The following is a 24177-nucleotide window of genomic DNA, read 5'->3' as shown; positions in this document are numbered from 1 at the left end:
GCCGTCCGGCGAGGCGGGCGGGGGTGTGCGCGGGGCAGCGGGGCCCGCACACGTAGGGCCGCACCGGGCCCGGGTCGTGGCCGGCGACGGGCACGTCGCACACCAGCACCCCGGTCACGCCTGCCGCCGTGGAGTCGTGGCGTGGAATTCGCGGTGGTAGCCGCGGGGGCGGAGCCGGGTATCGGTGAGGACGAGCAGGTCGTAGACGTAGCGGTAGGTGCGGCCGATATCCAGGGCGATGCCGCGGATCGAGCCGCCGGCGTAGTACCGGGCCTGGACGTCCAGGGCGACACGCCAGCGGTCCGCGCCGTGGTGCCGGGTGCCGATACGGCCGTGCCCGGTGCCCACGGAGTTGGCATGCGCGATGGCGGAGCAGACGTTGCAGTACGCCTTGCCGTACTGGTCGAGACGCCCGTGCACATCCTGGTGATGCCCCTGCGCACACAGGGCCGGACGGTCGCCGAGGCCGCGCAGCGTCCGCAGCTGTGCCCGGGTCCGCTGCCTGCCGGGCTGGTCGTCAACGTGCTCCGGGAGTACGCATCCGCGCATGCCGCAGTCGGGCCTGACGTACCCGACGGGCTGCCGGCCAGTGCGGATGGTGAACGCGACATGGCTGGCCTTGTGCCGGCCGCCCTGCCAGCGCATGTCGGGTGCGCCGGTCCACATCAGGTGGCCGCCGTCCACGGGGACGGTGCGGGCCCGCCACTTCTCTTCGATCGTCGCAGGGACCACCGTGGCACTCATGCCACCGCCCGCTTTTGGGCGAGTGCGGCGTGGTAGCGCCTGATGGACTGGTCGATGTAGTCGACACTCTCGCCGAGCCGGTCGGCGACCTGCCGACGGGTGAGGCCCTGCTCGCTCAGCCAGATCGCGTCCTCACCGAGGCTCATATACCTGGGTGACCCGTCGGTGCTGGCCGGGTCGTAGGTGGGATCGTCGATGCGGCCGACGTCGTCCCAGTAGGCGCGGTCCCGCCAGCCGTTGCGGATGGCCGCGTTCTTGGCGAGCGCCACCCCGTGAGGGGGGATGCCGTCGGCGATCGGGTCGATGCCTTCGAGGGCCGCGTAGGCGCGGGCAACGGCTTCCGCGGTGGCGGTTGTGACGCGGTCGCGCTGGAGGATCTGGGAGACGTACTGAGGGTGTGTGTCGAAGCGCGGCCCCAGGTGGATCTGCGGCCAGCCCTCGCCGATGAGTACGTGGATGCGGCGGATGGTGCCGACGGCGGGGAGGGTAAGGCCATGCGCGGCGTCGGCTCGGACGGCGAGCAGTTTCCGGGCAGTGCTGGAGGTGACGCGGGCGACGGCTTGGCCACTGCCGAGCCCGTAGAGAAGAGAGTTGAGGGTGCCGCGGGAGATGCCGGCGAGGTCGGCGTAGCGGCGTGCCCCGATGTCCGCGGCGCGCATGACGCCGCGGACGTGCGCCCGCACGGGTTCGGCGTCGGCGAGGGGTTCCCAGCGGCCGTAGGCTTTCTGGCGGCGAACCCATCTCTGGTACGCGGCCGGGTCAACCGACTGGGATGGCGGGGTGCGGACAGCGGTGGTCACTGGTCCTCCCAGGGGGGTGCGTCGGGGAATTGCTGTCGGAGCCACGCGAGCTCGGAGGCGGGCTCGGCCCGGTCGGCGTTCGGCTCGTAGACGGCGGGGGGCGCGGCGTGGGTGGTGCGGCGCCGCCACGCTCGGTCAGCGGCCTGCGCGTCCATCCAGGCGAGGACGGCGCGGGTCAAGACGGCGGCGCCGATGGCGGCCAGGACCAGCAGCACCAGCCCGGCCGTGCACACCGCGGCGGCACACAGCGCCCCCGGGTCCAGGCCCGTCACGACTCCTCCCGGTGCGCCCGGCCGCCCAGCACCACGCCGGCGATCACCAGCAGGACACCGGCCACACCCAGAGCTGCGGCGACCAAGGCCAGGCGGGACTCGGGCGTCACGATGCCCTCACCCCAGGTGTCCGTCAGGGCCTGGCGGATAGCCTGCGCGTCATCCCAGGTGCGCGAGCCGGTGACCAGGACTCCGGCAAGGTAGCCGTTCACGCGGCGGCCCCCTTGTCGGTCTTCGGCAGCAGCCCGGCCTTGCGGGCGTGGCCAACCCACTTCGCCGCGGTGGAGTGGGCCGTGTCGAAGCGCTGCTGGACGGCGCGGGTAGGCGGCTGGCCCTCAGCGAGCGCTTCGCTGTAGACCTCGGCGACTCGGCGGACGTGATCGGCGGTCAGCTTGTAGCGCTTGTTGACCGGCTTGACAGTGCCGCCCGTGTTGTCGGCGGGGCAGAACGCGGCGACCTCCTCCATGGCGATCTGCTGCCATTCCTCTGGAGAGTTGGCGGCCAGGACTTGGGCGAGGTGTCCGGTGATGTCCTGTCCAATCCCACCGATGTGGTCGAGGACAACAGCCCGATCGCGGACCCTGTAGGTGAAGACGACGCCACCCCCAGGAGTGGTCATGTCCGGGGTGCGGACCGCGAGGCAGAACCGCTCGGGAAGTGGGCGGACGCCCGTGCGAACCAGGCGGAGGGACTTCGGGTCGGACGGTTGCCAGCCGACCGGCCAGGCGAAGGACTGCCAGCCATCGGGCAGATGGGTGTTCACGCGGCGGCCTCCGCTCGGCGGTGGGCGGGTACGCCTATCCAGGTGGCGACCCGGGACTGGTGGGTGGTGCGCCGGCTGCTCTTGGCGCTGCCGTGACCGGTCCACTCCTCGATGAGCCCTGCGGCCTTCAGGCGGCCGGGCAGCGAGCCCCACTGCGACTGCGGGCTGGGCGGGTCGGGCAGGTCGTTGCGCTGCTGCACCTCGCTGGTGGTGAACGGCTGCCCGGAGTCGGCGGCGGCCACGAACGCGGGCCACACCGCCGTCACCCATTCCTCGTAGTCCTCCGCGCGCTGCACCGCAGGCGGGGTCGGGGGTTCGGGCATGCCCGGCAGGGGCAGCGGGGTGGTCATTTGCCTGCCTCCTTGGTCTGTGCGGCTCCCGAACGGGCTTCGACGCGGGCGGCCCAGTCGTCGGCGGATTCGACGTAGCCGGCGGCCCGGGACTTGGCGAAGTTCCGGTCGGTCGTGGCGTCTTCGGTCTGGAGGGGTGCGGCCCCGGTCCATTCGCGGACCAGCGGGATGTGCCCGGAGAAGAGCGCCGCGGCGGCAAGAGCAGCGACCACGGCGAGAGCGATGAGGCAGGCGATGGCCATCACGAAGTCACCGCCTCAGGGAGCGGGCGGACGGGCCACTCGGCGGGAATGCTCACTGGCTTGTTGCCGCGAGCCGACAGGTGCGCGGCATACCCGGCAGCCCAGCGGGCATGCCACGTGACTTGCCAGGCGTGCAGGGCTTCTGCCGGCGCTTCCAGTTCTGGATACTGGCGGCCGATCGCCAGGGCCACGTCGAGCGCGGCCTTCGCATCTGCGTCAGCGCTGTGGGCGTTGGTCAGCGTGACGCCGTAGTGAGCGCAGAGCGCTTCGAGGTTTCGCCTGCCCTTGCGATAGCGGTCAGCGGCACGGTCAAGCACCAGCGGGTCAACGATCGGCCCGACCGGTCGGCCGATCCGTTCGGCGACCGTGGGTACGCCGTGACGGGTGCACTCGGCGTCGAGCATGGTCAGGTCGAATGGGGCGTTCATGACGACCAGCGCGGCGTGGCCGGCCGACAGTTCGCCCGCGACCGCGTCGGCGATCTCCTCGATCACTTCCTTAGCGGGCTTGCCGTGGGAACGCACGATGTCGGTGGTGTAGCCGTGGATGTCGCTGGCCTGGACGGGAACGTCCACCCCGTCCGCGTTGCTGAGCCAGCGCAGCGTGTCGCCGTTCGGCCGGATGAGAGCCGCGGTGACGATGCGGTCGGTCTCCGGTTCGATGCCCGTTGTCTCACAGTCGTAGGAGGCCAGAGGCCCCGCGTACCAGGGCCGGGTCACTGGGTTCCCCCGGTGATCTGGTGCGGCGGCAGGTTCAGGTGATTGAGCTGGCCGGTGCGCCACGCCTCGGCGATGGCCTCCCGGCCGCCCGCGACGGGCCGCACGGAGTGGGTGAGCGACCGGGTGGCGCGGACTTCGACGCCGGGGATGTCATGGATGACGCCGGTTTCCTGGTCGACCCACTCGGCGACGCCCGCGGCGGTCATCTCGGCGAGCAGCGCTGCCCGGTACGCGGGACGGACTTCGGTGACGACCTTCGAGGTGATGTTGTGGGCGGAGTTCTCGCGCACCCAGCTCAGAAACGCGTCGTCGTCGGTGACGACGGCGGCCGGCTTGGCGTCCGAGCGGGAGATCGTGGCGACCTTCGTGCCGTCGGGCAGCTTCGCCTCGACCTTGGAGATTCCGTCTGCGAGGAGCGCTTCCTGCATGGTGGCCTTCACTTCCTTCAGGCGGTCGAGCACGGCGTCGGCGAGGGTCTTCAGTGCGGCCTCTTCGAGGGCGAGTTCCTGGAGGTCGGACATGTGGTCTCCTTGAGGGGTGGGGCCGCTCCCGATTCGCGCGGGAGCGGCCCCCGTCTGCGGGGGTTACGCGGCACTGCCGCGGAGTTCGGTGAGGAAGCCGCGGATCTGCTCAGCTGTGGCTTCCGACAGCGGCACGCCCTTGGCGCCCTCGAAGTCGGCGGCGATCTCGGGCAGGCCGACCCGCCCAGCCCAGGTGCGCAGTTCCTGCTCGGCGGCCTCGGCCTGCTCCTGTGCGGACATGACCTCGCCGGCCACGACTCGGCCCGGCGCTGCCTGCTGCTCGGCGGCGGCCTTCTTCTTGGCGACGCCCACCTGGGCGATCTGCGCCAGGTACTCCGGGACACCGCCTTCGGCCTTGGCGTCGGCGTAGATCTGCTTCACCGTGGCCATGTCAGGCGCGGCGTGGGCCTCGTGCAGGTAGTCGCGGCCGGCCGGTGTCAGCGACTCCGGCGGCACGTCAGCGACTCCGGCGGCCACCACAGCCGGCGGCGTCTGCTGCGAGTGAGCTGGCTGCTGCCACTGGTCGGGCTCACCAGCGGGCACCGAGCGGAGCTGCTGGATTTCCGCCTCCATCGGCAGTCCCGACTCGTCCACCCGGGCGCCCAGTTCCTCCGGGGTGTAGATCGCGCCGTGCAGCACCTCGGGGCACGCCATGCGGACGCACTCGGACAGGGCACGCGCCCGCAGCATCGCCCGCGGGTACTTCTCCCAGCTCTGCGGCTCGCCCTTGCTACTGCGGGAGTACGGGCGGCCGTTGCGGATCTCGCACAGACCGGCAGTTACCGCGTCGTCGAGCGTCCACTCGATGCTGTTCTCGTCGTCGGGGTCGTCGGCGCGGACAATCGTCACGACGCACCGGGTGCGCTCGGACTGGATACGCACGCGGTGGCCAGCCGTGCGGGCACGGGACAGCATCAGGTCCGCCGACTGCGACGGCTTGCCCTTGATGACGTGGATGGTGGTGATCGTGGTGACCACGTCGAGCCCGAGGGCGCGTCCGTATTCCATCGCCCACAACACCGATGCGGGCTGGCGCCGGTACTGGTCCGGCAGTAGCGGCGTATCCGCGAGCGCCTCGGCGAACCGCCACGCTTCCTGCGGAGTCATCTGCCCCAGGGATAGCGCGCCGCCTCCCCGGTGAGCGGCGGCGGTGGATGTGGCCACCGGTGCGCGCATGACTTCGGTACTCATAGCTCTCGCTCTCTTATGGTGTGTGGTTTGGATGGCCGGCCCCCGCAGGGGGAGGTGCGGGGGCCGGTCCGCCGTGCGGGCCGGGGGGTGGCTCAAGCACGGCGCTCAGGGTGGGTCAGGTGATGTCGAGCCGGCGCCGGGTGTACCGCTGGTCGGCGGTGCAGGGGCACACGGCGGCGAGGTCGGGCCACGGCGCCATCCGGCAGCCCGCCCGGTGCACCAGCGGGCGCGCCTTCGGGTCCGGCTCGGGCGCCAGGGGCTGGAGTTGGTGCGCGTCCCAGGCGGTGGCAGTCGCGTCATACAGGCCGTCCCGGTGCCGGTACAGCACATCCGGCGGCGTCACGCCGCACCACCCAGCGCGTCGGTGAGGGTGGTGACCTGCGGTGTGGCCTGCTGGTGTTCCTGCCGGTCGGCCCATTCGCGGAGCGCCCCGGCATAGATGGGTTCGGTGACCTGGTCAAGGCCGTCGCTGGTGTCGCGCACCATGGGCGGCACGTCGATGGCGGTGAAGTTCTCGACCAGGGCCCGCAGCGCCGTCTTGTCCGCGCGGAGCGTGCGGTTCGCAGCCTCGGCCGCGTCGAGCTGCTGGCGGAGCACGCCTGCGTCGACGCGGTCGGCCGTCAGCTCATCGATGCGCGCCTGCTGATCGCGGATCAGCCGGTCCGCACCGGCCAGTCGCCGGGCATCGGCGGCAGCCCGCTGGTCGGCCTGCTGCCGGGTGTGCTCCAGGAGCGCGTGCAGGTCGTGGGTGCGGCGGTGGAGTTGTCTGCGGGTGATGGCGGGGAGGCGCAGGCGCCGCCCGTGGGTCATGGTCTGGTGAGTCACTGCTGCCCCCTCGGGGCTGTGGTTGTGGGTACGTAGAAGCGCCTGCCGGGCTGCTGGCGGAGACTGAGAACCCCCCGCCGCCACAGGGTCTTGAGGTCGGCCCGGCGCGTGGCCCGCTTCGGGGCATCCACCCCGGCGGCGACGTAGGCACGGGCCACCCGGCCCGGGGTCCACTCCCCGCCCTGACGGGAAATGAGCCGGCGCAGCAGAGCCAGACGCGAAGACTCAGCGGCCATCACCGGTCACCACCCGGGGCACCCTGGTAACCGATCGGAGTTCCGACGAACGCGGGCACGTTGTAGCTGCGGCGGACCCACTTCAGGCTGGCGCTCACCGGGGATCACCGGCCTGCTGCGGTCCGGCGAGGACGGTGAAGTGCCCGTCAGGGTGGCGGACCAGCCAGTCGCCCCAGTAGGCGACGACGCGCGTCTGGCCGATGCCGACGCGGAGGCCGACGACGGTGAGCTTGCCGCCGACTTCCTGCCAGTAGCCCTTGGCGAAGACGTTCAGCCGGTCCAGTTCCCGGTCGACGTTGCTCACCGAGCGCTCGGTGACCCGCCACGTCCGGCAGCCCGCCTTCTCCAGCTCGACCACCGGGGCGCAGTTGGGGCACTCGGCGCGGACGTCGGTGAGGTTGCCCCGGTCGTCCACGTCGCGGTCGTCGATGTCGCCGAGCAGGGTGCCGCAGCCGTTGCAGCCGCGCTTCATGTGGACGGTAGTCACGGCCCGGCCCTCGGCATTGACCGACCGGACATCCGGGGTGAAGGTGCGGGCGCTCACGCGGCCTTCACCGCCTTCGGGGTGGCGAGCGACGTGAGGCCGTAGCTGGCCAGCCGGTCGCGCCGGGCAATGACCGTGCGGATGCCGTGGCAGGCGAACAGGAACCACCAGTCGTAGTCCCGGACGTCCCACTCGTAGGTGTCGTAGAACTGGAAACTGTCCTGCTCGACCGACATCTTGTGGTCGTCGCTCCGCGTCGGGGAGTGCTCGCGTTCCCACTTCAACGGGGCGCCGTAGCTGGTGGACGGGGCGCTCTCCTCGCCGCAGCTGCACTTGGCGGTGAAGGTCTTCCCGAACTCGAAGTCCTCCAGGGCCCGGCGGGCTTCCGGCTCGTACTCGGTGTTGAACTCCGATTCGACGTGCTCGGTCCACGCTTCGGTGACCCCGGGCCAGACCTTCTCCGCCTCGGCAAGTTCCTCGGCGACCAGCTGCTCGAACAGGTCCATCGAGTAGTCGGTGGCCGCTTCCCGCTTGCTGGTCAACTTCTCCGACCAGTAACCGGCGTTGATCTCGCCAGGTCGGGCGGTGCGCCGGAACAGGTCGAACATGTCCTCCGTGGGGTGCACGGAGAAGACGTAGGACTCGCCGTCGCCCCGGAAGATCAGCGTGTGCGGGGTGGTGATGACGTCGAACCAGTACTCGCAGTACGAGCCGCCCCGACGGGCGAACCTCAGGTGCCGGTACAGGCCCTGCTCATGGAGGACCGTCACCTGGAACCCGGCGGTGTCGCGGGGGAACCGCTCGGCTGCGTCCTTCTCGGCCGGGGTCCGGTAGTCGGTGGCCATCACGCGGCCCTCCTCTGCTGTGCGGCCACGGTCGGCCGGCAGTAGTACCCGTCCTCCATGGCGCTACTGGCGGCCATGTCCTCGGGCCCGATGTCGTCGGTGGCCTGCCAGGCGAGGCAGTCCGGGGCGTGCCACCAGCCGGTCGGCAGGGGCTTGCATTCGGTCCCGTCACAGGACGGGGGGCGGGGGGTCATCGGGTGGCTCCGTTCGCCATCGCGGTCAGGTTGGTGATGACGGCGCGGATCGTGGCTGCGGAGTGCGCGGACGGGGCCTTGGCGACGTGCGCCGCGACGGCCAGCCATCCGGTGCGCGGGTCGGCGAGGATCTTCTCGACGGCCGCTTCCTGGCACGTCTTGCCTTCGGCGTCCTCCTCGCGCTCGGCGTGGAGCCAGCCGAACGGCAGCATCCGGACGGCCAGGCCGTACAGTTCCTCGCCGCAGCCCGCACACGGGGCGTTGCTGGCCAGGGCCCCGTCCGGCTCGTAGCCGGGGTGGCCGCTGTAGTCGCGCTCGGGCAGGTCGATGGTGACCTTCACTGGTCGTCTCCCTCGGGCTCGGTGTCGGGTCCGTGGTCGTCGTCGGCCCAGCGGCAGCGGTCGTCGCAGTAGACGCGGCGCTGCTTCTCGGTCAGCTCGACACCGCAGTACGAGCAGGTGTCGCGGGCAGGGTCGACGGGCTTGACGGGTGTGCGCGGCCGGATCCGGGGCGCCCGCAGCGCCACCGCCGCCGCAACCACACCCAGCAGCAGAACCACGGCCAGCACCATCAGCGCGGCGATCCGGAGCAGGCTCACGACCCGCCCCCCGCCGGGCAGCGGTGGTTGGTGGTCAGCGGCCCGCGGCAGTCCGGGCAGATCACCTCGGGCAGCGTGGCCTCGGGCAGCCAGTTCGAGAGCGTCACGACGGATCACCCGACTCGGGATCCTGCGCGGCAGCCATGAGACGGAGCAGGCTCTCGCCGTCCTCGTAGCCCTGAGCCGCCATCGCGTCAGCCGCTTGGGCGAATGCCCGCCCACGGACCTGATCCCGCTCCGCCTCCAGCTCGGCGACGCGGGCGGCCAGCGCCTCACCGTGGATCCGGCGCCCCTTGGCCTCAGCCCCACGGCCGCGGGCGATCTTCTGCACGTCGTGCAGCAGCGTCAGCATCCGCTTCTTCTCAGCCTTCTCGATCGTCAGCAGCCGCTCGAACGTCGCCGCCTTCGACTGCTGCGCGAGGAACGCATCCCGCGTCAGCGCTACGTCGTCCACCAGACCGAGCAGCACGGGGGCGTCATCGCCCCTGGCTGCACGGTGCATCGCGGCGACGAGCCGGGTCAGCCGCTCGACCTCGGCCAGCAACGCGGGCACATCCGTGCGGGCGGCGGCGCGGGTCTCCGCCTCGCGGGCCGCGATCTCAGCGAGCCGCTGCTCGCTCAGCGGGGCGGTGGTCGGCTTGCACCCGTCCTTGCACACCAGCTTCTGCGCACCCGACGGCCACCGGGCACCCGACGGATCCGGCACCCACGGGCCGACCGGGTTACCGCACAGATGGCACACGGGCAGGTCCGGCTCAGCGGTCAGGGCGGTCATCGGTCGCCCTCCTCGTCGGAGGGCGGACGGTTCGGGGTCTCGATCCCCTCGCCCAGTGCGGGCAAGCTGAACGAGGCCACGACCGCCAACCACTTCCTGCGGAACCGGATCGCCTGCCCAACTGACCAGAGGGTCGTGACGCCCTGGGTCAGTGCCAGCGAAGTCCACAGCGACGGAACATCGCCCGTCGCCGCAAGCCAGGCCGCGTTCACGAACGCCCCGGCACACACGCCGGCAGCGCAACTCCCGACCACGACCCGCAGGAACGACGGGCCCTCAGAGACAACGGCGCTCATGCCGACACCGCCAGCGTCGAGACCATGCCGTGGCCGACGAGCCGTACCGGCTCACCCTCGAACTCGCCGTCGCCCAGCAGGAACCAGCCGCGCACCCGGGTCTCGGTCACACCCAGCGTGTCCAGCACGTGCTGCCACAGGTCGTCCGGCGCACCCGCCATCCCCGGGGCCGCCTCGACCGTGATCCGGTCGTACTCCGTGATCACCGCGACACCCGGCCAGCCCAGCCGCGACTCCAACTCGGCCGCCACCACCGCCACCCGCTCACACCGGCGGACCCAGAACACCGCCTCCGGCGACGGCTCCGCCTCCACACCACCGCGGAACACCTCCGCGCGGATCTCCGCCAGAACCTGCGGGGGAACACTCACCGGCGTCGTCATGCCGCACCGCCGGCCAGCAGCACGTGTGACGATCTCGATCAACTCGGCCCGGGTGCTCGACCCGGGGTTCTGCGATGATGTGCTCAAGGCACTCGCCTCATTCCTTCTTGCTTGGGTGATGGGGCGCGCGGCCGAGGGGGTCGCACCGGGTGCCACCGGTCGGCCCCCGCCACACGCGGGGGTGGGGGTCAGGCGGCGGCAGCGCGCCCCTGCTTGGCCGGGTCGATCTCGCCGGCCTCAGTGATGGCTCGAATGTGCTTCGCCTGGAACCTGGGGAAGCGTCCGATGAAGGTGCACGGGATGCGCCTGTCGGTGACCCGCTCTACGACCCAGTTCTCCGTCATGCCGAGGATTCCGGCGGCCTGCTTCGGCGTGAGGCAGATGAGTTCCGGGTCGATCCCGAAGGAGTTCCGCCCGGCGGGGCCGTCGGCGAGGGCTTCGAGTGCATCCGCAAGCCTGGCGAGAACGGCGAGGTCAGGCAGTGCATCGGCCTCAGTGGGGGTGTCGGCCAGGCTCTTCCTGGTCACGGGTTATCTCCCTTGTGATTGATCGGATGGAGACGTCCAAGACAGCGGCGGCTGCGTGGAGGGTGTCGTCGCTGGCGCCCTGTTTGTCGGTTTCGACCCGCGACCAGAAGCCGGGGTCTTTGCCGATGAGCCGCGCGAACCGGCGCAGAGAGATCCCGCGCAATTGACGGAAGTCCCTGATTGCGCTTCCGTTCGGTGTCACAGACACAACATAGCGGCGTTGAGAGCGCCAAACAAGGTGTTCGACAGGTCTTCACTCGCCTTCACTGGGTCTTCGTTGGTCTTTAACTTGGAGTGACTGGGTTGTGACAGGGTGCACAGAAGGGACGAAAGGCAACACTTTGCGCCCGCGTGCGCCGATCAATGCAGGCCAAGCGGGGGGCTCGCTATGTCCCCGTTGCCTTCGCTAGGGCATGATGAGCCGCATGGGAACCGAGTGGGCAGGCGTCGCGCGAGCCATCAGGGCAGAACGCGCGAGGAAAGGGATGACCCAGAAGAGCCTCGCGACGCTAGCTGGCGTCAGCGTCTCTACGATCCAGAACCTGGAGAACGTGGAGAAGACCTACGACCTTCGGGGCCCCGACAAGATCCGGCAGGTCGAAGCGGCCCTCTGGGAACCCGGTTCGGTGAGCGCGATCCTGTCCGGAGGTGAGCCCACCCCCAAGCTGGCCGATCCGACTGCAGCGCCGAACGAAGAGCCGACGGACCTGAGCCATGTGCCGCTCCGAGTCCGGCACGAACTTCAGTACTCCGAGATCGATGATCACGACATCATCGATCTGTCCGACAGCGGCATGCGCATGGTCCTGGTGATCACTCACTCCCCCGGGGCGGACTCCCCCACGCAGGATCAGATCAAGCGGGGCTTGCGCAAGTGGAGCGCTCTCCAGCGCAAGTTGCGCAATATCACAGCCCATGGGGAATCTGACAGTCCATCAGACTTTTGACCTTTTTTCGCACCGCCTGTGTCATTCACCTGCCGTCTGCACGCAGGCTGTGATTCGATACCCGGTACCTGCGAGGGGGGTCACCGCTCGGCGGGTAAGGGGGACCTCGATGTGGGTCCAAAACGTAGCGGTCCGGATAGAACGCGTGCCCTTCATTCCCTTCGGAGTGAAGGTCTACATCGACGGGCCGCCCAACGAGGACATCGTGATCTGGGTGCGAGACGACCAGACCGATGAGCAGGCGGCCACGCTCATCGGCGAATGCCTGACGGGGGTCGACCTCAAGCGCCACTGCGAGCTGTCCCTGTTCGCATCGTGAGTAGCGCCGCCCCGCCGGCGGGGCCCCTGACCCCGCCGCTCCGGGACGGCGCTGAGTTCCCCCCTCGGAGGACACCCATGGCCCATGCCGAGAAACGCTGGTCGAAGAAGGACAAGCGCTGGTACTGGCGCGTCAAGTACAAGCTTCCAGACGGCAGTTACACCTCGGCCAGCACCGACGACTTCGGGAACAGGTTCACGACCGAGCGTGCCGCGGAACGATACGGGCACGCGATGGAGACCGATGTCGAGCGGAAGACGTTCATCAATCCGCGCGACGGGAAGATCACAGTAGCCGAGTGGGCGGAGCTGTGGCTGGCGTCCATTGAGGTGGGCAACCGGAGCGACAAGACATACCGGCAGCGGCTGCGGACCGTCATCCTTCCCAAGTGGGGCGCGGCGAGCATGCGGGACGTCTCGACCATCGCCTACACGACGTGGGAGAAGGGACTGCGCACCCGCTACTCGGCGGCCTACGTCAAGTCGGTGCGGTCGGTGTTCCGCACGATGATGGACGACGCAGTAGCGTCGCTCGTCGTCGGCTCGAACCCGGTGCCAACGCAGAAGGCCGCGCGGCGCGGCAAGTTCAAGGGGAAGGTTCGCGAGGACACGACCGTCCTCGCCACGCCCCGGCAGGCGTACCTGATGGCCTGCAACGCGCGTGAGCACCGCGGGCTCAGCGGCTACGCCTTGGTGCTGACGATCGCCTACGTCGGCTTGCGGATCGCCGAGGCGGCCGGTCTGCGGCGCGAGGATGTGGTGCTCCCGGACGACGGCTCGCCGGCCTGGATTCTGCTGCGCGCCCAGCACCAATACGTTGACGGAAGGCCGGCGCAGGTGGACTGCAAGTACGGGTCGAAGGGCGACCTGATCCTGCCGCCGTTTCTGGCGGACCTGCTGCGCGAGCTGCTGAAGTCCCATACGTCGCAGTGGGTGTTCCCCGCGCCGAAGGGCGGGAAAATGCTGATGGGCAGTGAGTTCTACAGCGACTCGTGGCGCCGGTTCGTGGACGGCTGGGAGGCTCCGGCGGGGCGCCGCCGCCTGCCGTCGAGCTGTCCGCCGATGCGCGCGGTGGTGGGGGTCGAGGAGATCGTCCCGCACGGCCTGAGGCACAGCATGAAGGTGTGGTTGGACGAGCAGCGTCATCCGCGGATCGCGGTGGAGCACCGGATGCGGCATGTGGTGCCGGGGATCGAGGGGACGTATTCTCACTGCACGCCCCAGATGCAGGCGGACATTGCCGCCGGGTTGCAGGATCTGTGGGTCGCCTCGCAGCGGGTTGTGGTCGATGTTCGCGAGTGGGAGGCGCCGCGGGCGCCGCGGCGGGCAGGCGGTAAATGATCTCCCGAAAATCTCCCAAGGCCCTGACCACTGGCGCCTCTTCGCGGGCTCGGAACACCCCGCCGGTCGGCAGCATCCGTGGTTGCAGCGGCATTGGCCTGCAGCTTTTCCCCGCCAGACAAGGGCGCTTGACATGGTCCCGGGTGAGCGTCGGCGCAGACGGACGCCGGACCCGACGATCCCCCGCGTCGCCGGGTCCGGCGCCCTTTCCCCGTTCCCGTTCGGGCCGTGGCCCGGCGGGACGCGCTGAGTATATTGGCTCGCAGCCAGTCAACGCAGGAGTAAATCATGTCCCCTCGAAGCCCATCGGTCAATGAAGCAATGCGCCAGCGCTCGCGGGAGCGGTTGCTGCAGGCGACCGTGGAGCTGGTCGAGGAGCGCGGCTACGAGGCCACCACCCTCGCCGACATCACCAAACGCGCCGGGTCCGCCCGCGGCCTGGTCTCGTACTACTACTCCGGCAAGCGCGCGCTGCTCCAGTCCGCGGTGCACCGTCTGATGAACCAGGAGCTGGCGGCGGCGATGGAGCGCGAGCCGCGCACCGAGGACGGCGAGGAGCTGCTCGCCCGGGCCATCGACGCGATCCTCGGGCTGACACAGACGCACACCACGCTGATGCGCACCCACATGGCGTCGATCCTCCAGGAGGAGGGGTTCATCCAGTGTCCCGAGCAGCAGCGGCTCGCCCTGCTGCTCCGGCAGGCGGTGGCGTGCTGGGGCGCGGCCGACCCCGATGAGGAGTACCGGCTGCTGCGCGCCCTGCTGATGGGCGCGACGGTTGCGCTGCTGCTGCCCGGCGCCCCCATGCCGCTGGCCAAGCTGCGGGCCGAGCTGTTCCAGCGGTACGAACTGGACTGGTCGGCGGGCCTGCCGCCGTCCGGCGGGGAGCTGCGCGGCGGTGAGCCGGGCCCGCGGCCGCGGCGGCCCTGCCGCGCCGAGGAGTCCGTCCCCGCGCCCGCCCCGGCCGCTGCCGCACGTCCGGGAAGTGCCAGAATCGGCTGACGGGGCCGACGACGAGGAGCAGCCCGTGAGCGCACTGTTCGAACCCATCACCCTGCGGTCCCTGACAGTGCGCAACCGCGCCTGGATGGCGCCGATGTGCCAGTACTCGGCGCTCCCCGACGGCCCCGACCAGGGCGCGCCGAACGACTGGCACCTCGCCCACTACGGGGCACGCGCGACCGGCGGCGCCGGACTGATCCTGACCGAGGCCACCGCGGTCGGCCCGGAGGGCCGGATCAGCCCGTACGACCTCGGCATCTGGAACGACCACCAGGTGGACCGGTTCCGCCGGATCACCGGCTTCTTCAAGGAGCACGGCGTCGCGGCGGGCATCCAGCTCGCGCACGCCGGCCGCAAGGCGTCCACCGCCGCGCCCTGGCAGGGCGGCGGCCCGGTGGGCGGCGACGCGCACGGCTGGCAGCCCGTCGCGCCCAGCCCGGTGCCCTTCGACGAAGGCCACCCGGTGCCGCGGGAACTGACGCGGGACGCGATCGCCGCGGTGGTGGCCCAGTTCGCCGCCGCCGCCGAGCGGGCGCTGGCGGCCGGCTTCCAGGTGGCCGAGGTGCACGGCGCCCACGGGTACCTGATCGGCCAGTTCCTGTCCCCGCACAGCAACCGCCGCACCGACGGCTACGGCGGCGCCTTCGAGAACCGGATCCGCTTCGCGCTGGAGGTGGTCGACGCGGTCCGCGAGGTCTGGCCGGCCGAACTCCCGCTGTTCTTCCGCATCTCGGCCACCGACTGGCTGGAGCGCGGCGGCTGGACGCCCGACGACACCGTCCGGCTCGCCAAGGAGTTGCTGGTGCGCGGGGTGGACCTGATGGACGTGTCGAGCGGCGGCGACGCGCCCGGGGTGCGCGTCCCGACCGGGCCCGGCTACCAGGTGCCGTTCGCCGCACGGGTCAAGGCCGAGACCGAACTGCCGGTCGCCGCGGTCGGCGAGATCACCGAGCCGCACCAGGCCGAGACGATCCTTGCCAGCGGCCAGGCCGACGCCGTCCTGCTGGCCCGCGCGCTGCTGCGCCAGCCGTCCTGGCCGCTGCGGGCGGCCTACGAACTCGGCGCCCCGGCTGCGGCGACCGTGCCGGTGCAGTACGCCAGGGCCTACCCGCGCCCGGTCCGCTGACCCGGCGTCCCGTTCGCTGACCCCGCGCTCGGTCCGCGCTCCGGCGCCCGCATCCGGCGTTTCGCGTTCCGGACGCGGATCGCCGTACGGAGCACCGCCGTTGACCCAGTAGAGTGACGGACCGTGACTGCACGACCATTGCACGAGATCGTCGAAGCGGGCTGGGCGAAGGCGCTGGAGCCCGTGGCGGGCCAGATCGCCGCGATGGGGGACTTCCTCCGCGCCGAGATCGCCGCGGGCCGTACGTACCTGCCGTCGGGGGCGAACGTCCTGCGCGCCTTCCAGCAGCCGTTCGACGAGGTACGGGTCCTCATCGTCGGCCAGGACCCGTATCCCACCCCGGGACACGCGGTCGGCCTCAGCTTCTCCGTCGCACCCGACGTGCGCCCGCTGCCGGGCAGCCTGGAGAACATCTACCGGGAGCTGTGCGCCGACCTCGGGGTGCCGCGGCCGTCCGACGGCGACCTCACACCGTGGACCCGGCAGGGGGTGCTGCTGCTCAACAGGGCGCTGACCACCGCGCCCAAGCGGCCCGCGGCGCATCGCGGCAAGGGCTGGGAGGCCGTCACCGAGCAGGCGATCAGGGCGCTGGCCGCCCGGGGCCGGCCGCTGGTGTCGATCCTGTGGGGGCGGGACGCGCGCAATGTGCGCCCGCTGCTCGGCCCGCTGCCGGCGATCGAGTCCGCGCACCCCTCGCCGATGTCCGCCGACCGCGGATTCTTCGGCTCCAGGCCGTTCAGCCGCACCAACGACCTGCTGGTCGGGCAAGGCGTCCAGCCGGTCGACTGGCGGCTTCCCTGAGCGGTGCCCCGCGATAGTCTGCCCCGGTGACGACGCACTCCGATACCCCGGCGGGCTGGTACGCCGACCCGCAAGGCACGCCCAACCTGCTCCGGTACTGGGACGGCGCCCGGTGGACAGAGCACACCAACCCCGGCCAGGTCCCCCGGCAGGACGCCCGCAAGCAACAGGGCGGCAGCGCCTGGGAAGTGGGCGTCGGCGGGGCGCCCGACCCGGCGAGGGTGCAGCACCAGGTGCAGCAGCAGGCCGGGGTGGCACCGGCCGGCCAGGGCGGCGGCACCCTGTTCACCGAGCCGGTGCTGGTGGTCAACCAAAAGGCCAAGCTGATCGAGCTGGTCAACGAGTACAGCGTGTTCGACCAGCACGGCCGCACCCTCGGCTCGGTGGTCGAGGTCGGCCAGAGCACCGCCAAGAAGGTGCTGCGCTTCGTCTCCAGCGTCGACCAGTTCCTCACCCACAAGCTGGAGGTCAGGGACGCCCATGGGCAGCCGCAGCTGGTGCTGACCCGGCCGGCGAAGCTGGTGAAGTCCAGGGTGCTGGTGGAGCGGCCCAGCGGCGAGCCGCTCGGCGAGATAGTGCAGCAGAACGCCTTCGGCAAGATCACGTTCGCGTTCCTGTACAACGGGCGGCAGATCGGGGCCATCAAGGCCGAGAACTGGCGGGCCTGGAACTTCGCGATCGTGGACCACACCGAGACCGAGATCGCCCGGATCACCAAGACCTGGGAAGGTCTGGCCAAGACCATGTTCACAACTGCGGACAACTACGTGCTGCAGATCCACCGGCAGCTCGCCGACCCGCTGCTGAGCATGGTGGTGGCCTCCGCGCTGACCGTGGACACCGCCCTCAAGCAGGATTCCCGCGGGCTCGGCTGAGCGGTGCCGGACTTCTGGGGTTCGGACCGGCCGGCGGCCGGCTGGGTACTGGGTGTCGACTCCGGCGGTTCCGGTGTGCGGGTCGCGCTGGCCCGCGCCGACGGCTCGACGACGACCGGGTCCGCGGTCTCGGACCGGCCCGCGGTGGTGGGCGCCCGCGGCATCGACGCGGGGAGCCTGCTCGGTCTGGTGGTGCCACTCGTCGGGCGCCTGATGGCGGCGGCGGGGGTCCGGCGGATCGCCGCGGCCTGCGTCGGCGCGGCCGGCATGGCGTCCTTGGGCGACGATCTGCGCGCCCGGCTGCCCGACGGGCTGTCCGAGGCGTTCGGTGTGGAGCACCTGGCGCTGGCCGGCGACGCGGTGACGGCGTACGCGGGCACGCTGGGCCTGCGGCCCGGCGTGGTGATCGCGGCCGGCACCGGCGTGATCGCGCTGGGCACCACGGCGGACGGCAGCGGCTGGCGGCGTGCGGACGGCTGGGGCCATCTGCTGGGCGACGTCGGCGGCGGCGCCTGGATCGGCCGGGCCGGTCTGGAGGCGTCGCTGCGCGCCCACGACGGGCGGGCCCGGGGTTCGGAGTTGCTGCTGGCCCGGGCGCGGGCGATGTTCGGCCCGGTGGAGACGCTGCCGGCGCTGCTGTACCCGCGGGCGGACCGACCGGCCCTGCTGGCCTCGTTCGCCCCCGAGGTGGCCGGCTGCGCGTGCATGGACCCGGTGGCGTCGGAGATCCTGCGGCGGGCGGCGGCGCACATGCTGGAGTCGGCCGCCGCCGTGCGACCCTGGCCCGAAGCGGTGGACGTGGCGTTGACCGGCGGTCTGTTCCGGTTGGGCGAGCCGCTGATGGGGCCGCTGCGCGACCAGGCGCAGTGGCTGCTGCCGGAGGCCACCTTGCTGGAGGCGGCCGGCGACCCGCTGGACGGCGCGCTGCTGATCGCGGGCGCGATGTACCGTGACGAGCTGACGCTGCCCACCGATCCGGCACTGCTCAGACTCGTCCGGCGACCGAGCGTGTCCGGTGAAACGGACAGTTCTGGACAGGTCTGACCCGCCTCGTACCCGGCCGAACGAATAGGCGCTGTAAGGCGTTAGCATGCGTCGCCATGAGCACTGCACCAGGGCCCGCCGCCGGCCTCCCCGTTCGAACGCCGCGTCAACAGCCAGGACGCCACCGCCGCCCGGAGGCGCTGACCGCCCCCGACGGCGCGCCGGTGCTGGTCCTCGCCGTCCCCGGCACCCCCACCGCCGCGGCGCTCAGCCTGGCCGAGGAGGTCGTGAGCATCGCCCGCTCCGAGCTGTCCGGGCTCGACCCGCGGGTGGCGTTCGTGGACGGCGACGACAACGGGGACGACGAGTTCCCGGGGCTGCGCAGCGTACTGGACCAGGTGGCCGTGGAACGGCCGGGTGAGGACACCTCGGCGGTCGTGGTGCCGCTGCTGGCCGGGCCGGAGGCGTCGGTGCTGCGCCGGATCCGGCAGGCCGTCGCCGACAGCAAGGCGCAGGTCGAGCTGACCGATGTGCTCGGCCCGCACCCGCTGCTGGCCGAGGCGGTGCACGTTCGGCTGGCCGAGGCGGGGCTGGCGCGGGCCGACCGGGCCCGGCTGTTCACCGTGGCGACGGCGGCGGACGGGATCATCCTGGCCACCGTCGGCGGCGAGGAGGCGGCGCAGGCGGCCGGGGTGACCGGGCTGCTGCTGGCGGCGCGGCTCGCGGTGCCGGTGCTGGCCGCCGCGCTGGACGAGGACGGGGCCATCGCGCGGGCCGCCGAGCAGCTGCGGTCCTCGGGCTCCGGCACGCTGGCGCTGGCGCCGTGCCTGATCGGCCCGGAAATCGCCCCCCAACTGCTGCACACCGCCGCTGCGGAGGCGGGCTGCGCGGGCGCCGACGCGCTCGGCCCGTACCCGGCGGTCGGCAAGCTGGTGGTGACGCAGTACGCGGCCGCGCTGGGTATCGCACGGCAGTCGCCGCAGGGCGCGCAGGCGCGGTGAGCCGCTGAGACGACCGGCGGCACGGCGGGCGCCCCCGGGACGGGGGCGCCCGCTTTCGTGTCCGCGCTCCCCGAGGCCGGAGGCGGTCGGGTCCGGAAGGAGCGGGGCGGGTCAGGCGAACAACACGCAGGAGACCGCGGGCAGCGCCAGTGAGCCGGCCTGCCGGGGGATGCCGGTGGCCGGGTCGACGTCGAACCAGGTGACGTTCCCGGAGCGCTCGTTGGCCGCGTAGAGCCGGGTGCCGGAAGGGTCCAGGGTCAGGTGGCGGGGCCAGTCGCCGCCGCAGTCCACCGTGTCCAGGAGGGTCAGGCCCTCGGCGGCGTCGTCCACCGCCAGTACCGCGATGCTGTTGTGGCCGCGGTTGGCGGCCCAGACGAACCGCCCGTCGGGCGAGACCACCAGCTCCGAGGGGAAGTTCTCGCCTTCGGCGTCCTCGGGCAGCACCCGGGTCTCGGTGAGCGGGCGCAGGCTGCCCTTGTCGGCGTCCCACCGGCACACGGTGATCACCGAGTCGAGTTCGTTGATGACGTAGGCGTGGCCGCCGCCGGGGTGGAAGGCCAGGTGGCGGGGGCCGACGCCGGAGCGTAGGCCCAGTTCGCGCTCGATCTCCAGCTCGCCGCTGCCCGGGTCGAGTTCGCAGACCCGTACCGAGTCGGTGCCGAGGTCCACGCTGAGCGCCCAGCGGCCGGTGGGGTCGGTCAGCACCGCGTGGGCGTGCGGGGCCTCCTGGCGTTCCCGGTGGGGACCGTCGCCCTCGTGCTCCAGCACCGACAGGACCGGGCCGAGGGCGCCGTCGTCGCCGACGGGGAGCACGCTGACGCTGCCGGGCGCGGCGTAGTTGGCGGTGAGCAGGTGCCCCCGGTGCACGGCCAGGTGGGTCGGTGAGCCGCCGCGGACCGGTACCGGGCCGGCCAGCAGCCGGGGCGCGGCCGGGTCGGCGAGGGAGAACGCGGCTGCGGCGCCCTCGGGTTCGGTCTCGCTGACCGTGTAGAGGGTCCGCCCGTCGGCGGACAGGGCGAGGAAAGAGGGGTTCGGCACGTCGGCCGTGTGCCCGAGCGCGGTGAGCGCCCCCGTGTCCGGGTCCACGGTGGCCGCGGTGAGGCCGCGGCCTCCCGCCGACGTGAACGACCCGATGTAAACGTGCCCGGCCACTGCCGTACCTCTTCCGCCTGATGTCTGTACGGCGGCTGAGAGTAGTACCTGGCGGCCGTTCCGTCGCCCCCGGGTCCCGCCGCGCGGCCCCGGGGCTCGGGCCGTGATCGGCGCCCGCCGCCCGGTGCGCGGCGGAACGGCCAGGTCGGCGCGGGCGGCCTCCGGTCCGCGCAGGTGGGCGGAGCCGCGCTCGACCCGCGGGCGGGAGCCGGTTTCAGCCACCGCGCGCGGGGGCGCGGACGCGGGCGCGCGGACCCCGTCCCCCAGCGGCTCGCCCGGCCCGAGGACGCGAAGACCGGCCAGGGCCTGTCGTGTGGATCCCCGTGGACGGAGAGGCGGGGTCCGGTGCGTGCGGTGGCGCCGCGGAGGAGGGCGGTGGCGAGCACGACCGCGACTCGGGCGGCGTCCCGGGCGGGGGGATGGGGGGCAGCCGGGCCGCGGCGGTGGGCACGGGCAGGCCCGCGACGGGCGTCAGCGCGGCGGTGGCGGCCCGCCGGGGGGGCGCGGGGGAACGAGGGGTCGGCGGCGGTGGACAGGGCCGGCGGGGTGGCGAGGCCGCAGCAGCAGGCCGCGAGCAGCGGGCCGCGGCGGTCCGGCGAGCGTCGTGAGGGCGACGCGGGCGCTGACGCCGGGCAGGGGCGCGAGTGGCGGCGCGCGGCCGCGCGCACCCGGGGTGCGGTGCGCTGAACACGGTCATCACACGGGTGGTCCCGCTCCTGTCCGCCTGCTCCGTCAGCGCTCCGGCGGGCCCCCGGGCGGGCACCGCGAAGGCGCCGCGGGAGACCCGACACGCCATGGTGACCACCACGACCGCACCTGATCACGCGATGGCTCAAACCGATCGCTCCACATTAGGCCATTGGTATGGTGAACACGCTTCAGACCTGACCACGAGGGGACCGTTGGCCGATGTCAGTCGATGCCTTGGACGCGCGCATCCTGCGCCTGCTGCTGGAGCAGCCGCGCACCAGCGTCCGCGAGTACGCCCGCATTCTCGGGGTGGCCCGCGGCACGCTCCAGGCCCGGCTCGACCGGCTGGAGCGCGACGGGGTGATCGCGGTCGCCGGACCGCGGATATCACCGGCGGCGCTCGGCCATCCGGTGCTGGCGTTCGTACGGATCGAGGTCACCCAGGGGCGGCTGGACGAGGTCGGGGCGGCGCTGGCAGCCGTCCCGGAGATCATCGAGGCGTTCTCCATCACCGGCGGCGGCGACCTGCTGACCCGGGTGGTCGCCAGGGACAACGCGCATCTGGAGGACATCATCCAGCGGCTGATCCAGCTGCCGGGGGTGGTCCGCACCGGCACGGAGATAGCGCTGCGCGAGCGGGTGCCGCACCGGGTGCTGCCGCTGGTGGAGGCGGTGGGCCGGACCGCCGCGCGGCAGGTTGGGCGCGGACCCGGGCCGTCCTGAGCGCGGATCGGCCGGGCGTTCACCGGCCGGGCTCCGTACCGGGCCTGCCGGCGGCGCCCGCCGCCGGGACCCGCACGGCGCCCGGCCGGTGAACGCGCTGTTCACGCCGGGCCGGGACGCCGCGATCGGCACCGCGCCGAACCCGGCGCCACGGGTGGCGGTGCTCCACGACCGCGCGGGCGGGATCGTACCGGTCGGCCCGCCGCCGTCGCCGCGGCGGCGGGCCGGACTCCCGCCGGCTGCCCCTGCCGGCGCCCGCGGGCCCCGGTCACGGCCGCTTCCTGGCCCGGCTGGGCTGCACCCGCTTGGGCTCGCCGTCCATCTTGGGGTGCTCCGGCGGGTACGGGAGATCGGCGAGACCGTGTTCGGCCTCGTCGCGGGCGGCCAGTTCGAGTGCCGCGTCCAGCCGGGACGCCTGCTCGTCCATGGCGGCGTGCACGTCCCCGAGCTCGGCGAACCGGCCCGGCATCGTCACCAGGTCGAAGTCCTCCGGCACCGCCTCCGGCACTTCCTCCCAGCGCAGCGGCGCGGACACCGGGGCGTGCGGGAAGGGCCGTACCGAGTAGGCGCCGGCGATCGTACGGTCACGGGCGGTCTGGTTGTAGTCCACGAAGATCCTGCTGCCGCGCTCCTCCTTCCACCAGGCGGTGGTGATCCGCTCCGGGGCGCGCCGCTCCAGTTCCCTGGCCACCGCGATCGCCGACCGGCGCACCTGGGTGAAGGTCCATTCGGCGGCAATGGGCACGAAGACGTGCAGGCCGCGCCCGCCGGAGGTCTTGGGCCAGCCGGTCAGGCCGAGCCCTTCGAGCACGTCCCGCAGCTCCAGAGCGGCGCGTACGGCGTCGGCGTAGCCCGTGCCGGGCTGCGGGTCGAGGTCGATGCGCAGCTCGTCGGGGTGCTCGGTGTCGGCGCGCCGCACCGGCCAGGGGTGGAAGGTCAGGCAGCCGAGGTTGGCCGCCCAGAGCACCGCTGCGGGCTCGGTGGGGCACATCTCGTCGGCGAACCGGCCGCTGGGGAAGGCGATCCGGCCGGTCGGGATCCATTCCGGGAGGTTCTTGGGGGCGCGCTTCTGGAAGAAGTACTCGCCCTCCACACCGTCGGGGAAGCGCTGCAGCGTGGTCGGCCGGTCCCGCAGCGCGCGCAGCACGCCCTCGCCGACGCTCGCGTAGTAGCGGGCGATGTCGCCCTTGGTGAGCCCGCGCTGCGGGAAGTACACCTTGTCCGGATGGGACACCCGGACGGTCCGCCCGCCGACGGTGAGTTCCAGCGACTCCGGCATGCCCCACACGCTAGACCGCCGGCCGGGGCGGCGCGCGTCGGCGGGCGCGTCCGCCGGCCCGCGCCGACGGGCGCGGGCCCCCGCGCGCCAGCACAATCGTCCTCATGGACCTTCCCGTGATGCCCCCGGTCCGGCCGATGCTGGCGAAGGCCGCCAAGGCCATCCCGGCGGGCATGCTGTACGAGGCCAAGTGGGACGGCTTCCGGGCGGTCGTCTTCCGCGACGGCGACGAGATCGAGCTGGGCAGCCGCTCCGGCAAGCCGCTGACCCGGTACTTTCCCGAGGTGGTGGCCGCGCTGCGGGACCGGGTCCCGGCGCGCTGCGTGCTGGACGGGGAGATCGTGATCGCCCGTGACGGGCGGCTGGACTTCGACGCCCTGCTGGAGCGGATCCATCCGGCGGACTCCCGGGTACGCCTCCTGGCCGGCGCCACACCCGCCGGCTTCGTCGCCTTCGACCTGCTGGCGCTCGGTGACGTGTCACTGATGGACGTGCCCCAGCGGGAGCGGCGCGAGGAGCTGACCGGGGTGCTGCGGGACGCCTCGGCGCCGGTCTTCACCGCTCCCGCCACCGACGACCTGGAGGTGGCCCGCGACTGGTTCGAGCGCTTCGAGGGCGCGGGGCTGGACGGCGTGGTCGCCAAACCGCCGGCGCTGCCGTACCGGCCGGGCGAACGGGTGATGGTCAAGGTCAAGCACGAGCGGACCGCGGACTGCGTGGTGGCGGGCCTGCGGCTGCACAAGAGCGGCCCGGTGGTCGGCTCGCTGCTGCTCGGCCTGTACGACGGCGCCGGACGCCTCCAGCACGTCGGGGTCTGCGCGTCCTTCCCGATGGCCGGGCGCCGGGCGCTGATGGCGGAGCTGGCGCCGCTGCGGATGGACGGCGTGCGGGGCCATCCGTGGGAGCGCTGGGCCAGCGAGGAGGCGCAGTCCGCCGACCGGCTGCCCGGCGGGCCGAGCCGGTGGACCGGCACGAAGGACCTGTCGTGGCTGCCGCTGCGCCCCGAGCTGGTGGCGGAGGTCGCCTACGACCACATGCAGGGCGACCGCTTCCGGCACACCGCCCGGTTCCGCCGCTGGCGGGGTGACCGGGAGCCCGGGGAGTGCACGTACGCGCAGCTGGAGGAACCGGCCGGCTACGACCTCGCGGAGGTGCTGGGCGGTGGCTGAGGGG

At 72.3% G+C, this 24177-nt stretch carries 35 protein-coding genes; 11 read left to right on the top strand and 24 right to left on the bottom strand.

What is annotated here, in order from left to right; translation table 11 throughout:
- Positions 1–114 precede the first annotated feature (114 nt).
- The 22 genes from RLT57_RS28780 to RLT57_RS33600 form a co-directional block, all read right to left on the bottom strand.
- Positions 115–744 carry a helix-turn-helix domain-containing protein gene (locus RLT57_RS28780; protein WP_311300171.1) on the bottom strand — a complete coding sequence of 210 codons (630 nt, stop codon included), beginning with the start codon at positions 742–744 and terminating at the stop codon, positions 115–117.
- Positions 741–1544, bottom strand: a complete 804-nt coding sequence (locus RLT57_RS28775; RefSeq protein WP_311300170.1) for a hypothetical protein — start codon at positions 1542–1544, stop codon at positions 741–743. The genes RLT57_RS28780 and RLT57_RS28775 overlap by 4 nt, the downstream gene beginning before the upstream one ends.
- Positions 1541–1816 carry a hypothetical protein gene (locus RLT57_RS28770; RefSeq protein ID WP_311300169.1) on the bottom strand — a complete coding sequence of 92 codons (276 nt, stop codon included), beginning with the start codon at positions 1814–1816 and terminating at the stop codon, positions 1541–1543. The genes RLT57_RS28775 and RLT57_RS28770 overlap by 4 nt, the downstream gene beginning before the upstream one ends.
- Entirely contained in the window at positions 1813–2028 is a 216-nt protein-coding gene (locus RLT57_RS28765) for a hypothetical protein (protein ID WP_311300168.1), read from the bottom strand. Before RLT57_RS28765 ends, RLT57_RS28770 begins: the two co-directional genes overlap by 4 nt.
- Complete coding sequence (locus RLT57_RS28760; protein ID WP_311300167.1) at positions 2025–2579, bottom strand: hypothetical protein; 555 nt, start codon at positions 2577–2579, stop codon at positions 2025–2027. Before RLT57_RS28760 ends, RLT57_RS28765 begins: the two co-directional genes overlap by 4 nt.
- The gene (locus RLT57_RS28755) at positions 2576–2929 is read right to left on the bottom strand and encodes a hypothetical protein (RefSeq protein ID WP_311300166.1); all 354 of its coding nucleotides are present in this window, start codon (positions 2927–2929) and stop codon (positions 2576–2578) included. Before RLT57_RS28755 ends, RLT57_RS28760 begins: the two co-directional genes overlap by 4 nt.
- Positions 2926–3171 carry a hypothetical protein gene (locus RLT57_RS28750; RefSeq protein WP_311300165.1) on the bottom strand — a complete coding sequence of 82 codons (246 nt, stop codon included), beginning with the start codon at positions 3169–3171 and terminating at the stop codon, positions 2926–2928. Before RLT57_RS28750 ends, RLT57_RS28755 begins: the two co-directional genes overlap by 4 nt.
- Complete coding sequence (locus tag RLT57_RS28745) at positions 3171–3890, bottom strand: exonuclease domain-containing protein (RefSeq protein WP_311300164.1); 720 nt, start codon at positions 3888–3890, stop codon at positions 3171–3173. Before RLT57_RS28745 ends, RLT57_RS28750 begins: the two co-directional genes overlap by 1 nt.
- Positions 3887–4411 (bottom strand): hypothetical protein, encoded by a 525-nt coding sequence (locus tag RLT57_RS28740; protein ID WP_311300163.1) that lies wholly within the window; start codon positions 4409–4411, stop codon positions 3887–3889. The genes RLT57_RS28745 and RLT57_RS28740 overlap by 4 nt, the downstream gene beginning before the upstream one ends.
- A gap of 63 nt (positions 4412–4474) precedes the next feature.
- On the bottom strand, positions 4475–5602 hold the full coding sequence (locus RLT57_RS28735) for a recombinase RecT (RefSeq protein ID WP_311300162.1): 1128 nt from the start codon (positions 5600–5602) through the stop codon (positions 4475–4477).
- Between the two features lie 115 nt (positions 5603–5717).
- A complete protein-coding gene (locus RLT57_RS28730; RefSeq protein WP_311300161.1) occupies positions 5718–5945 on the bottom strand; it encodes a hypothetical protein in 228 nt (75 codons plus the stop codon).
- A complete protein-coding gene (locus RLT57_RS28725) occupies positions 5942–6427 on the bottom strand; it encodes a hypothetical protein (RefSeq protein WP_311300160.1) in 486 nt (161 codons plus the stop codon). Before RLT57_RS28725 ends, RLT57_RS28730 begins: the two co-directional genes overlap by 4 nt.
- Before the next feature lie 330 nt (positions 6428–6757).
- On the bottom strand, positions 6758–7207 hold the full coding sequence (locus RLT57_RS28720) for a hypothetical protein (RefSeq protein WP_311300159.1): 450 nt from the start codon (positions 7205–7207) through the stop codon (positions 6758–6760).
- Complete coding sequence (locus RLT57_RS28715; RefSeq protein ID WP_311300158.1) at positions 7204–7992, bottom strand: hypothetical protein; 789 nt, start codon at positions 7990–7992, stop codon at positions 7204–7206. Before RLT57_RS28715 ends, RLT57_RS28720 begins: the two co-directional genes overlap by 4 nt.
- A complete protein-coding gene (locus RLT57_RS28710) occupies positions 7992–8186 on the bottom strand; it encodes a hypothetical protein (protein WP_311300157.1) in 195 nt (64 codons plus the stop codon). The genes RLT57_RS28715 and RLT57_RS28710 overlap by 1 nt, the downstream gene beginning before the upstream one ends.
- Complete coding sequence (locus RLT57_RS28705; protein WP_311300156.1) at positions 8183–8527, bottom strand: hypothetical protein; 345 nt, start codon at positions 8525–8527, stop codon at positions 8183–8185. Before RLT57_RS28705 ends, RLT57_RS28710 begins: the two co-directional genes overlap by 4 nt.
- Entirely contained in the window at positions 8524–8784 is a 261-nt protein-coding gene (locus RLT57_RS28700) for a hypothetical protein (RefSeq protein ID WP_311300155.1), read from the bottom strand. Before RLT57_RS28700 ends, RLT57_RS28705 begins: the two co-directional genes overlap by 4 nt.
- 103 nt (positions 8785–8887) lie before the next feature.
- Entirely contained in the window at positions 8888–9559 is a 672-nt protein-coding gene (locus RLT57_RS28695; protein ID WP_311300154.1) for a hypothetical protein, read from the bottom strand.
- Positions 9556–9855, bottom strand: a complete 300-nt coding sequence (locus tag RLT57_RS28690) for a hypothetical protein (RefSeq protein WP_311300153.1) — start codon at positions 9853–9855, stop codon at positions 9556–9558. Before RLT57_RS28690 ends, RLT57_RS28695 begins: the two co-directional genes overlap by 4 nt.
- Positions 9852–10325: a hypothetical protein gene (locus RLT57_RS28685; RefSeq protein WP_311300152.1), complete on the bottom strand. Its 474-nt coding sequence runs from the start codon at positions 10323–10325 to the stop codon at positions 9852–9854. The genes RLT57_RS28690 and RLT57_RS28685 overlap by 4 nt, the downstream gene beginning before the upstream one ends.
- Before the next feature lie 101 nt (positions 10326–10426).
- The gene (locus tag RLT57_RS28680) at positions 10427–10765 is read right to left on the bottom strand and encodes a hypothetical protein (RefSeq protein ID WP_311300151.1); all 339 of its coding nucleotides are present in this window, start codon (positions 10763–10765) and stop codon (positions 10427–10429) included.
- Positions 10731–10967 carry a helix-turn-helix domain-containing protein gene (locus RLT57_RS33600; RefSeq protein WP_399129601.1) on the bottom strand — a complete coding sequence of 79 codons (237 nt, stop codon included), beginning with the start codon at positions 10965–10967 and terminating at the stop codon, positions 10731–10733. The genes RLT57_RS28680 and RLT57_RS33600 overlap by 35 nt, the downstream gene beginning before the upstream one ends.
- 211 nt (positions 10968–11178) lie before the next feature.
- Between RLT57_RS33600 and RLT57_RS28675 the strand changes: the two genes are divergently transcribed.
- The 9 genes from RLT57_RS28675 (at position 11179) to RLT57_RS28635 (ending at position 19160) form a co-directional block, all read left to right on the top strand.
- On the top strand, positions 11179–11712 hold the full coding sequence (locus RLT57_RS28675; RefSeq protein WP_311300150.1) for a helix-turn-helix domain-containing protein: 534 nt from the start codon (positions 11179–11181) through the stop codon (positions 11710–11712).
- Between the two features lie 145 nt (positions 11713–11857).
- Positions 11858–12031: a hypothetical protein gene (locus RLT57_RS28670; protein ID WP_311300149.1), complete on the top strand. Its 174-nt coding sequence runs from the start codon at positions 11858–11860 to the stop codon at positions 12029–12031.
- Positions 12032–12108: 77 nt separating this feature from the next.
- The gene (locus RLT57_RS28665; protein ID WP_311300148.1) at positions 12109–13371 is read left to right on the top strand and encodes a tyrosine-type recombinase/integrase; all 1263 of its coding nucleotides are present in this window, start codon (positions 12109–12111) and stop codon (positions 13369–13371) included.
- A 288-nt stretch (positions 13372–13659) separates the two neighbouring features.
- A complete protein-coding gene (locus tag RLT57_RS28660) occupies positions 13660–14373 on the top strand; it encodes a TetR/AcrR family transcriptional regulator (protein ID WP_311300147.1) in 714 nt (237 codons plus the stop codon).
- 25 nt (positions 14374–14398) lie between these two features.
- A complete protein-coding gene (locus RLT57_RS28655; RefSeq protein WP_311300146.1) occupies positions 14399–15499 on the top strand; it encodes an NADH:flavin oxidoreductase/NADH oxidase in 1101 nt (366 codons plus the stop codon).
- Positions 15500–15622: 123 nt separating this feature from the next.
- Positions 15623–16300 carry a uracil-DNA glycosylase gene (locus RLT57_RS28650; protein WP_311300145.1) on the top strand — a complete coding sequence of 226 codons (678 nt, stop codon included), beginning with the start codon at positions 15623–15625 and terminating at the stop codon, positions 16298–16300.
- Between the two features lie 26 nt (positions 16301–16326).
- Positions 16327–17175: a phospholipid scramblase-related protein gene (locus RLT57_RS28645; RefSeq protein ID WP_311300144.1), complete on the top strand. Its 849-nt coding sequence runs from the start codon at positions 16327–16329 to the stop codon at positions 17173–17175.
- A 3-nt stretch (positions 17176–17178) separates the two neighbouring features.
- Positions 17179–18219 (top strand): N-acetylglucosamine kinase, encoded by a 1041-nt coding sequence (locus RLT57_RS28640; protein ID WP_311300143.1) that lies wholly within the window; start codon positions 17179–17181, stop codon positions 18217–18219.
- Positions 18220–18275: 56 nt separating this feature from the next.
- Positions 18276–19160, top strand: coding sequence for a sirohydrochlorin chelatase (locus RLT57_RS28635; protein WP_311300142.1), 885 nt, complete (start codon positions 18276–18278; stop codon positions 19158–19160).
- Between the two features lie 111 nt (positions 19161–19271).
- Here the strand turns inward: RLT57_RS28635 and RLT57_RS28630 are convergent, their stop codons facing one another.
- The gene (locus RLT57_RS28630) at positions 19272–20312 is read right to left on the bottom strand and encodes a lactonase family protein (RefSeq protein WP_311300141.1); all 1041 of its coding nucleotides are present in this window, start codon (positions 20310–20312) and stop codon (positions 19272–19274) included.
- 909 nt (positions 20313–21221) lie between these two features.
- On the opposite strand from RLT57_RS28630, the gene RLT57_RS28625 reads away from it, so the two are divergent.
- Positions 21222–21725, top strand: a complete 504-nt coding sequence (locus RLT57_RS28625) for an Lrp/AsnC family transcriptional regulator (RefSeq protein ID WP_311300140.1) — start codon at positions 21222–21224, stop codon at positions 21723–21725.
- A gap of 268 nt (positions 21726–21993) precedes the next feature.
- Here RLT57_RS28625 and ligD read toward each other — a convergent pair whose 3' ends face one another.
- Positions 21994–23004 carry a non-homologous end-joining DNA ligase gene (gene ligD / locus RLT57_RS28620; RefSeq protein WP_311300139.1) on the bottom strand — a complete coding sequence of 337 codons (1011 nt, stop codon included), beginning with the start codon at positions 23002–23004 and terminating at the stop codon, positions 21994–21996.
- 104 nt (positions 23005–23108) lie between these two features.
- Here ligD and RLT57_RS28615 point away from each other — a divergent pair, with 104 nt between their 5' ends.
- Positions 23109–24173: an ATP-dependent DNA ligase gene (locus tag RLT57_RS28615; RefSeq protein ID WP_311300138.1), complete on the top strand. Its 1065-nt coding sequence runs from the start codon at positions 23109–23111 to the stop codon at positions 24171–24173.
- Positions 24174–24177: the final 4 nt, after the last annotated feature.

It is taken from the genome of Streptomyces sp. ITFR-21, from assembly GCF_031844685.1.
Classification (GTDB): domain Bacteria; phylum Actinomycetota; class Actinomycetes; order Streptomycetales; family Streptomycetaceae; genus Actinacidiphila.
This window is presented reverse-complemented; position numbering and strand designations above follow the sequence as displayed.